General features: G+C 72.4%; 10 protein-coding genes. 3 read left to right on the top strand and 7 right to left on the bottom strand.

The window, feature by feature from the left end; all coding sequences use genetic code 11:
- The coding region (locus AC08OO_RS19080; RefSeq protein WP_476618832.1) for an acyl carrier protein at window positions 1–361 on the bottom strand (361 nt) is incomplete at its 3' end.
- A gap of 956 nt (window positions 362–1,317) precedes the next feature.
- Between AC08OO_RS19080 and cbiE the strand changes: the two genes are divergently transcribed.
- Window positions 1,318–2,721 (top strand): precorrin-6y C5,15-methyltransferase (decarboxylating) subunit CbiE, encoded by a 1,404-nt coding sequence (gene cbiE / locus AC08OO_RS19085; protein ID WP_476611311.1) that lies wholly within the window; start codon window positions 1,318–1,320, stop codon window positions 2,719–2,721.
- A 45-nt stretch (window positions 2,722–2,766) separates the two neighbouring features.
- On the opposite strand, the gene AC08OO_RS19090 is transcribed toward cbiE, so the two are convergent.
- Window positions 2,767–3,675: a FadR/GntR family transcriptional regulator gene (locus AC08OO_RS19090; RefSeq protein WP_476611309.1), complete on the bottom strand. Its 909-nt coding sequence runs from the start codon at window positions 3,673–3,675 to the stop codon at window positions 2,767–2,769.
- 212 nt (window positions 3,676–3,887) lie between these two features.
- Here AC08OO_RS19090 and AC08OO_RS19095 point away from each other — a divergent pair, with 212 nt between their 5' ends.
- Together AC08OO_RS19095 and AC08OO_RS19100 are read left to right on the top strand one after the other, a co-directional pair.
- On the top strand, window positions 3,888–4,361 hold the full coding sequence (locus tag AC08OO_RS19095; protein ID WP_476607620.1) for a polysaccharide deacetylase family protein: 474 nt from the start codon (window positions 3,888–3,890) through the stop codon (window positions 4,359–4,361).
- A 139-nt stretch (window positions 4,362–4,500) separates the two neighbouring features.
- Window positions 4,501–5,172: a hypothetical protein gene (locus tag AC08OO_RS19100; RefSeq protein WP_476611307.1), complete on the top strand. Its 672-nt coding sequence runs from the start codon at window positions 4,501–4,503 to the stop codon at window positions 5,170–5,172.
- 59 nt (window positions 5,173–5,231) lie between these two features.
- Here AC08OO_RS19100 and AC08OO_RS19105 read toward each other — a convergent pair whose 3' ends face one another.
- The 5 genes from AC08OO_RS19105 to AC08OO_RS19125 form a co-directional block, all read right to left on the bottom strand.
- Window positions 5,232–6,209 carry a CAP domain-containing protein gene (locus AC08OO_RS19105; RefSeq protein WP_476611306.1) on the bottom strand — a complete coding sequence of 326 codons (978 nt, stop codon included), beginning with the start codon at window positions 6,207–6,209 and terminating at the stop codon, window positions 5,232–5,234.
- 79 nt (window positions 6,210–6,288) lie between these two features.
- On the bottom strand, window positions 6,289–7,155 hold the full coding sequence (locus AC08OO_RS19110) for a 5-oxoprolinase subunit C family protein (RefSeq protein WP_476611305.1): 867 nt from the start codon (window positions 7,153–7,155) through the stop codon (window positions 6,289–6,291).
- A gap of 24 nt (window positions 7,156–7,179) precedes the next feature.
- Window positions 7,180–7,878, bottom strand: a complete 699-nt coding sequence (locus tag AC08OO_RS19115; RefSeq protein WP_476611304.1) for a 5-oxoprolinase subunit B family protein — start codon at window positions 7,876–7,878, stop codon at window positions 7,180–7,182.
- A 10-nt stretch (window positions 7,879–7,888) separates the two neighbouring features.
- Entirely contained in the window at window positions 7,889–8,794 is a 906-nt protein-coding gene (locus AC08OO_RS19120; RefSeq protein WP_476611303.1) for a LamB/YcsF family protein, read from the bottom strand.
- A 115-nt stretch (window positions 8,795–8,909) separates the two neighbouring features.
- Window positions 8,910–9,388 (bottom strand): MarR family winged helix-turn-helix transcriptional regulator (locus AC08OO_RS19125; protein WP_476611302.1); only part of this gene is annotated, 479 nt, incomplete at its 5' end.

The raw sequence follows: 9,388 nt of genomic DNA on the forward strand, positions 1-9,388 counted from the left end.
CGGCGGGCTCGTCGATACCCAGCAACTCACGGCGCAGATGGTCGGCTAGGGCCTCGGGGGAGGGCCGGTCGAACAACAGCGTGGCGGGCAGGCGCAGACCCGTCGCCGCGGACAGTTCGTCTCGCAGCCGATCGGCGATGCCGCGGTACACCCCGAGACCACGCCAGGAGGACTCCCGGCCGAGGATGGCCGCGTCGCCGCTGCGCTCGGTCAGCACGGCGATCCGGCCGGCTATCAGGTCCAGCAGGAGCGTGCGCTGGGCCGTCTCCGATCGGCCGGCCAGCCGCAGACGCCACGCCTCGCTCGCCCCACCACCGGTGCCGCGCGGCGATCGTGCCTGGATTTCGCGCGTATCGCGCATGCAAACTCCCAGCGTCCTATGCAATGAGGAAACGACGCGTCGGCGACAGCCGCGTCCGTCGCCGGGCGTTCGCCTTCGTTCGTTTCGGCGACGGGTCGACGGACAACGAAGAAGGCCGCCACGGACCAAAGCCAGGGCCAGCCGTCAGCGCTCGGTACGGAGTGGGACAAAGTCCCGGAAAGCCGGGGCCGAGAACGACTTGGAATATCTCCTCTGGACGCGGAAGGGTATGGCTCAGGCAACCGGCGAGGAGTCGGAGCGCGGAGCCGTCCGCTCTCCGTCGAGAGTGCGACGCCCCCATCTCCTCAGGGTACGACCATGCCGGCCGGGGTGCGTGTCGTCGGTCACGTGTGAACAAGCATGAACGCCATGGTGCCCGACGCTGCGTTTGGGCTTCAAACGCCCTGGCGCGATCGGGCCATGTGAGAATTTACCCGGCCATCCTATGCGCAGGTCCCGGAGCGCTCCTGGTACCTTGGCGTACAGATGTCTGCTCTTCCTGTTCCTGGGTTCGTAGGTGATCAGGCCTTCGAAGGCCACACCGATCGCGGAGCCGGCGTGCAACGTGTCGGGGATCGCATTTCACCAGGAATTGCTACCCGATACGGCGGTGATTTTCCATCCCATGGCCGCCGGCGGCTGATATACCCGCGGACCGCTGCCGCGGCTCGGTGGTGGGACGCGGTCGCGGGGCAGGTGGCGGAGGTCGCCGACCAGGCCTGTCCGGACGAGGCGCACAGCTGTTCTTGATCCTCCTGGCCGACGCGCTACGCTCGCCTGCTGTGTCCGATACTGCCGTCACGTCGGTGACCGATACTGCCGCCACGTCGGCGACCGCGCCCGGATCCGGTGACGTCACCGGATCCGGGTCCCCCGGGCCGGTGAGCTCCGCCGACTCCAGCTCCGCCGACTCCAGCTCCGCCGACTCCAGCTCCGCCGACTTCGGGGCCGACTCCATCCCCTCTGCTGTACGCGTCACCGTGGTGGGTATCGGGGCCGACGGCTGGGCGGGGCTGGCGCCGACGGCACGTGAGGTGGTGCGCGGGGCCGCCGTGCTGTTCGGCGCCGATCGCCAGCTTGCCCTCGTGCCCGAAAGGATCGACGGCCAGCCCGTTGGAGGCCGGCGGGTGTCGTGGCCGTCCCCGCTGCTGCCGGCCCTGCCCCGCCTGCTGGCCGGGCACGCCGGCACCGGCGCTCAGGCGGGGCAGGGTGAGCTCTGTGTTCTCGCGAGTGGTGATCCGATGTTCTTCGGGATCGGCACCACTCTGGTCCGGCTGCTGGGAGCGCACCGGGTGCGGGTCCTGCCCCATCCTTCGTCGCTCTCCCTGGCCTGCGCGCGGCTCGGGTGGGCCGTGGACGACGTCGACGTGGTGAGCGCGGTCGGACGCCCCCTCGCGCAGGTGCAGGCCGCACTGGCGCCGCGTCGACGGCTGCTCGTCCTCAGCTCCGACCGGGCCACGCCCGTCGAGTTCGCCACCTTGCTCGTCGGGCGCGGGTACGGCGAGAGCCTGCTGACGGTTCTCGACCGGCTCGGGGGGCCGGACGAGGCGCGCCAGAGCGCCCCCGCCTCCGCCTGGGTCGAGGCCGGTGCCCGGGCCTGGGTTCGGGCACCGGCCGCCGTGGAGCACCCGGGCGGGGCCGCCTCGGCCGTGCCGCCGGGGTCAGCTGTGTCGCAAGGGTCGGTCGTGCCGCAGGTGCCGTTGCGCGAGCCGGCGGACCTCAACGTCGTCGCCGTCGAGCCGGTGCCCACGCCGTCCGCCCCGCACCGCTCGCGGACGCCGGGCTTGCCTGATGACGCGTTCGAGCACGACGGTCAGATCACCAGGCGGGAGATCCGGGCGGTGACCCTGGCCCGGCTCGGACCGGTCCCGGGCGAACTGCTGTGGGACGTCGGATCGGGCTCGGGCAGCATCGCGATCGAGTGGATGCGCACCCATGGCACCTGTCGCGCGATCGCGATCGAGCCGCGGGCGGAGCGCGCCGACCGGATCCGGCGCAATGCCACGGCTCTCGGCGTGCCGGCGCTGCGGACCGTGCCCGGCCGGGCGCCCGAGGCCCTGGCCGGGCTGCGGGCGCCGGATGCGGTCTTCATCGGGGGCGGCCTCACGACCCCCGGGCTGCTCGACGCCTGCTGGGCGGCGCTGGGCGGACGTGGCCGGCTCGTCGCCAACGCCGTCACCCTCGAATCCGAGGCGCTCCTCGTCTCCTGGCACGCCCGCCTGGGCGGTGATCTGGTCCGGTTGTCAGTGAGTCGGGCGGCCCCGATCGGTGGCTTCACCGGATGGCGCCCGGCGAGGCCGGTGACCCAGTGGACGGTGTGGCCCGCCGCCCACCGATCCGTCGATCCGTCGAAAATGTAGAAGGTTGACGGTCTCCAGAGCGTGCCCAACCCCCTACAGTTCGATTCAGCCGAGCAGGTCCAGCACGCACCGGTCGGCCGGACCGCCGGGGATCGCGTGGTCGGGGGCGGCGAGGTGCCGGTGCCAGAGATCGGCGGCGCCCTGCGTGTCGCCGGCCTCGATGAGGTCGATGAGCGTGGCGTGGATCCGACGGGTCGCACGGGCGGACGATCGGTCATCGGTGGTGACCTCGGCAAGGCTGGTCTCCTCCGGACGGTTGTCGGCACCGGGGTGACCGCCGTGGCTGTTTGTGAGCTCCACGAGATGCAGGAGCATCCCGGTGATCACGGTCAGTGACTTGTTTCCGGTCAGCTCCACCACGGCCAGGTGAAAGGCGGCCTGGGCCGAGGCGAGCGCGACGGGATGGTCGGCGGCCTCGTCACCCTCGTGGAGGAGCTGGCGCAGCCGGGCGACGTCGGCGGGATCACGCCGTTCGGCGAGCAGCGCCGCGCACGGCGGCTCGATGACGGCACAGGCCTGGTGGACGTCGCCCAGGGTGGCGCCGCGGTGTTCGAGGACGAGACCGGCGTAGCGCGCGGCGACCTCGGGGCTCGGGGCGTGGACCCGCGCGCCGCCGTGGGCCCCGCGCCGCACGAAGATCAGCGCTTCCGCCTCCAGCACCCGGAACGCCTCGCGCAGGGTGGGGCGCGAGACCCCGAACTGCGCCATCAGCGTGGGTTCGGGCGGTAGGGCGTCACCCTCGCTGAGCTCGCCGCGGATGATCCGCCGCCGCAGCTGGCTGGCGACGAGTTCCGCGGTCTTGGGTACCCGCACCCGCTGGCCGACCGGGGACGCGGCGGCCGGGACGTGGGCGGGCGAGACCGGGGGCGCCGGGTTCGGGGTGGCCTCCGTGGTGGATGCCCCGGCGACGGACGTGCCCGGGATGGTTCCCGCCGGAGCGGCTGGCCATGCCATGAGCGGTCCTCCTGCACGGCGGGCGTCGATTGTTGCCTAATGATCGTCGGATATCGGTGGACTGTGTGGCATATTTATGTTAACAGACGACGATTCGTCCGGATTGTCGGCATCGTGGCCTCGACATCATGCGTGTCGAAAGAGTGCGCCCGATCCACAGCACGACTCCGACGTGGCCTGACGTGATAGGGCCTGACGTGATGGGGCCTGACGTGCTTGATCCGAAGCCCGACCGTCTCGTTCCTTCGCGCGGGTGCTTGTCGGCCGCGGTCGCCCTGACGATCGACGACGGTCCGCATCCGGTGTGGACGCCGCGGATGCTCGACGTCTTGCGCCGCAACCGGGTCCAGGCAACGTTCTGCCTGGTCGGGGCCCAGGCACACGCGCACCGGGACCTGGTGGGCCGCATCATCGCCGAAGGGCACTCCGTCTGTAACCACACGATGACCCATCCCCAGCCGTTCAGTCGTCGCACACCGGCGCAGATCCGGGCCGAGATGGTCCGCGCCCAGTCGGTCATCGTCGACGCGGGTGGGAAACCGCCCCGGCTCTTCCGCGCGCCGGGTGGTGACTGGTCGCCGGCCGTGCTCGCCGCGGCCGCGAACCTCGGCATGAGCGCGATCGGCTGGGACGTGGACCCCGGGACTGGGCCCGACCGGGCACGCCGCGGATCGTGCGCTCGCTGACCGCGGCGCGGCCGCGTCCCGGGCCGCGACCGGCGGTGATGGTGACCTGGTGTTTCGTGGATCGGGGTTCGCCGTCGGTGAGGGTTCATCGGCACCGGGCGGGGCACGTTCCTGGCGTTGGCCACGGAAGGAGCTCCCGATGACCCACGTCGCCGACATCGACTCCCCCTGGTTGGGCGCCTGGCATATTCCCCGCAGCCGGGGTGTGGTCAGTGGTCTGCTGCTGATGCTCCTGGGCGTGTGGGGGGCGCTGATTCCGTTCGTCGGGCCGTACTTCGACTTCGCCTTCACCCCGAACAGCGCCTGGACCTGGACGTCGGCCCGCTTCTGGTTGGAGGTGCTGCCGGGTGCCGCCACATTCGTCGGTGGGTTCCTGCTGCTGATGAGCTCCACCCGGGGCACCGCCGCGCTGGGTGCGTGGCTCGCGATCGTCGCCGGCGCCTGGTTCGTCGTCGGCCCGACGCTGGCGGGACCCTGGGACCTCGGCGCGCTCGGCCGGCCGGTCGGTGGGTCCGCCCGGCAGGCGCTCGTCTGGATCAGTTTCTTCTACGGCCTCGGCGCCGTGATCCTCTTTCTCGGTTCGACCGCGTGGGGTCGGCTGAGCGTGCGGGGGGTGCGCGACGTGGCCGCGGCGCGCCGTCAGCGGGAACTGCGGGAGCAGGCGGCCATGCGTCCGGGCCCCCTGGCGGAGTCGGAGGTCTATCCCAGCGACCGCCTCAGTGCCCCGGCCCCGGCCGAGGGGGCCCCGGCCGGGGGGGCCGAGGAACGCACGGGCGCGTTCGGCCGTCATCGGCGCCGCAGCCACCGCTGACGGAAGGATCCATCGGGGAGGAACAGGGGAAGCGTGCGTCTCAGGGCCGGCCGTGCGTCTCAGGGCCGGCCGTGCGTCTCAGGGCCGGCGGGGTGCCTCGGCCCGGAGTGGTTTCGTGGGTCGGCGCCGGCGAAGTCCTGCGTCCAGTAGGTGCCGTACGCGCCGCCGGTGGCGTAGCCCACGCCGATGGCGGTGAAGGCACAGGTGAGGATGGTCGCCCGCCGATCGGCGCTGTCCATCCACATCTGCACGGTCCGAGCCGCGGTGAGCGATCCGGCGGCGATGTTCTCCCCGACGAGATCGGCGGTGTATCCGCGGGCGGCCAGCCGCTTGTCGAGGCCGCGACCGTCCCTACCGGTGTAGCCGAAGTAGCCGTTCGCCGCCATGTCGGTGCTGTGCGCCCGCGCCGCGGCTGCCAGCCGGGCGTCGACCGTCAGCGCGCCGCAGCCCGCTCGGGCCCGCTCGATGTTGGTCAACCGGACCACCTCGGCGGCCTCGGTGCCGGTCCGGGGCGGGGCGACGGGCGGCGTCCGCCTCGGAGCCGGCGCGAACGTGCTCGTGCCCGGTGCGACGCTCGTGCCCGGTGCGACGAGGGGTGCCTGCGCCGGAACCGGCAGGCGGGTATCGTCCGGCAGGCCCGCGGACGGTTCGCCGGTCCGCGACAGTAGCGGGGTCGTGGCCGTGGCCGTGGACAGGCCGGACGACGCCGTCGACGATGTCCTCGCCGGCTCCGCGACCGGCTCCGTGGTCGGGTGCGGCCGCGTGGTCGGCCGCGTGGTCGGCTGGGCGAACGACCCTGCGGTGAGCTCCGTGCGCGCCGCCCCGGACGGGTGCGGCGGGACGGGAGTCGCGGCGATCGTGATCTCCTGGTCGGCCCGGGCTCCCGTAGACGGCGTCGCCGACGCTGCCCTGCCGGCGGGAAACGCCTGGCAGGCCGTGGTGAGCGCCGCTGCGAGGGCGGCCACGGACGCGGCGGCGATGACGGTCGTGAACCGAAGCGAACCCAGCCGAAGCGAACCCAGCCGAACCGAACCCATAAGGCCTCCTCGGGTCTCCCCCCCCCCGGGAGCAATACGAGCAAAGATAACTAATTCCGCGTGTGGCGCTCCTCGCCTGTCATCGTGTGGTCCAGCTGTGGTAGGGCCGGAACCGGATGCGCTGGCCGGGCCGGCACTGCGCGGCCAGGTGCAGATCCTCGGACGCGACGACGCCCAGCATGGGATAACCCCCGGTGACCGGATGGTCGACGAGGAAGAGGACCGGCAGCCCGTCCGGGGGGATCTGGATCCCCCCGGTGACGACGGCCTCCGAGGGCAGCTCCGCGGTGATCCGGCGGCGCGGCGCCGGCCCGACGAGACGTACGCCGACCCGGTCGCTCTGGGCCGTCACCTCATAGGACGCGGAGAACAGCGTGGGCAGCGCGTCCGCGGTGAACCAGTCGTCGCGGGGGCCGGCGAGGACCCGCAGGGTCGGTTCGTCCGGGTACTGGGCGAGCGGGGCGAGGTCGACGGTTGGTGGGTCCGCGCTGTCGGCCGCCCGCGGCAGCCGCCGACCGGTGCTCAGCGGTTGCGGACCGATCCCGGAGAGGGTGTCACTCGATCGTGAGCCGAGCACCGGGGGGACACCGATCCCCCCGCGAATTCCGAGGTAGGTGCGCAGGCCCCGGTCGGGTGCCCCGATCCGCAACAGCGCGCCGGCGGGCACGTCCACCGGGGAGTACATGCTGATCTGGCGACCGGCGAGTTCCAGCGGGCACGGCGCGCCGGTCAGCGCGATCAGCGCCGGATCCGTGAACCGTGCGGTGAGGCCGCCGTAGGTGAGCTCGACCGCCGCCGCGGTCGCGACGTTGCCGACGAGCCGGTTCGCCAGCAGCAGACTGCGACGGTCGGCAGCGCCGGACCGGGTGATGCCCAGGTGCGCGAGCCCGGGCCGGCCGAGATCCTGGACCGTGGCGAACGGACCTGGCGCGACGATTTCGATCATGAAATCCCGATCATGACATTTCGATCACGACATCGACCGGGCGGCGTCAGCGATGGCGTCGGCGTCGGCGTCGGCGATGAACCGCACCCGCGTGCCCGGGGCCAGCACGGCGGGCGGCTCCCGGTCGGGATCGAAGACCCGCAGGTCGGTATGGCCAATCAGCCGCCATCCGCCGGGCGAGGTCCGCGGGTAGACACCGCTGAACTCGTCGGCGATGGCGACCGCGCCCGCGGGGACCCGGGTGCGCGGGCTGTCCCGGCGTGGCACGCGCAGCGCCGGGTCGAGGCCCGCGATGTAGGCGAAGCCGGGAGCGAAGCCACAGAACGCGACCCGGTGCCGGCCACGTACGTGCCGGTCCACGACCTGCGCCGGAGTCAGTCCGCTGAGCCGGGCGACCTCGGCCAGATCGGGACCGTCGTAGCGCACCGGTATCGTCACGACGTTCCGGTCGAGCGGGGGACCGGCCTGCGGCGCGGGACCGGAGGAGGGCGTGGGGCCGGACGTGCCGGGCTGAGCCCCGGCGGCGCGCAGCAGGGCGGCGCTCAGGCGTCTGGCGTCGGTCGCCGCGGGATCGAACGCGACCAGCACCGTCCGCGCCGCGGGAACCAGTTGGATGATCCCGACCGGGGCGATCCGCCGCAGCCGCGCATAGAGGGCCTCGGCCTCGGTCAGGCCGGCCACCTCGACGAGCAGTGCCTCGTCACCGCAGGGCAGGATGCGCATCGCGATCCTCTCAGCTGAACGGGATCAGGGGGACACCCGCGTCGAACAGGGCTTGGCGCAGCCGTCTGACCATCTCGACCGCGCCCGGCGTGTCCCCGTGCACGCAGAGAGAGCGGGCGCCGACGTCCACCGGTGTGCCCTGCTGGCTGACGACCACGCCCTTGATCGCCATCCGCACGCCGCGCGCGACGATGACGTCGGGATCGTGCAGGACGGCGCCGGCCGTGCGCCGGGAGACCAGAGTGCCCGCGGCCGTGTAGTCGCGGTCGGCGAACGCCTCGCCGACCGCGGTCAGGCCGGCCTCGCTCGCGCGCCGCAACCACGCTGATCCGGGCAGGCCCAGGACCGGCAGCGTCGCGTCGTAGCAGCGGATGGCCTCGACGACGGCCTGCGCCTGCTCCTCGTCGGTGACGATGGCGTTGTAGAGGGCGCCGTGCGGCTTGACGTAGCGAACCCGGTCGCCGGCCGTCCGGGCGAAGGCGTCCAGCGCGCCGAGCTGATAGAGGACGTCGTCACGTAGATCGTCGGGGTCCATGTCGATGCGGCGACGACCGAAGCCGGCGAGGTCGCGGTAGCTGACCTGGGCGCCGATGCGGACTCCGCAGCGGACCGCCTGCTCGCACGTCCGCCGCATCGTCGCGGGGTCGCCGGCATGGAACCCGCAGGCGATGTTGGCGCTGGTGACCAGGTCGAGTAGGGCCTCGTCCTCGGTGAGGCGCCAGACCCCGAAACCCTCGCCGAGGTCGGCGTTGAGATCGAGGGGACGCGGCCGATCCGCCGGAGGCGGTGGTGCGACGGGATGTGCCCGTCCGGCCGGAGGCGGTGGCTCGACCGGGTTCGGTGGATCGGCCTCCCCGGTGGTCGCCCGGTCTGGCCGAGGTCGCTCCCGCCTGCCGGGATCTCGCTGGTCGCCCATGCTGCCAATTGTTCACCACCTCGGCACTGGCGATCCGCGGGTAGATGATCCGCCGTACCGCCGCCGGGAACGGTCCGGACAAGATCGCCGCTTGACAGTTGGAGCCGTGGGATGGCTAGGTTGCCTCGACGGCTGCGGCGGGCTCAGGCTTCAGCGTCCGGATGATCGGCTGCGCCGCCTTGAGCGACTCGATCAGGCGCTGATACCGGTCGGTGCCCAGGGCGTCGGCAATATGCGCCTCGAATGCCTCAACCGTCTCGTGGGCACTGACGCGGGCGCGGGCGCCCGCGTCAGTGAGGTACAGGCCGATGCCGCGGCTGCCGGGAATCAGCTTGCGCTCGATGCAGCCGAGCTTTTCCAGCCGCGCGGCGATCTGGCTCAGCGCCTGCTGAGTCTGTGGTGCGCGCCGGCTGAGCTCGGCGATGGTGAGGCCCGGGCGCGCGTTGAGATTCTCCAGCATTCCCAGGCTGGCCAGCGAGAGCGGACTGTCCCCGAGCGCGGCTTCTCCCAGCAGCGACGTGCGGATCGAGACGGCCCACAGCAAGTGCACGAGCCAGTGCTCCCAACGGTCCTCCTGACCTGCCTGACCTGCCA

It is taken from the genome of Frankia sp. CeCAU1 (assembly GCF_977971845.1).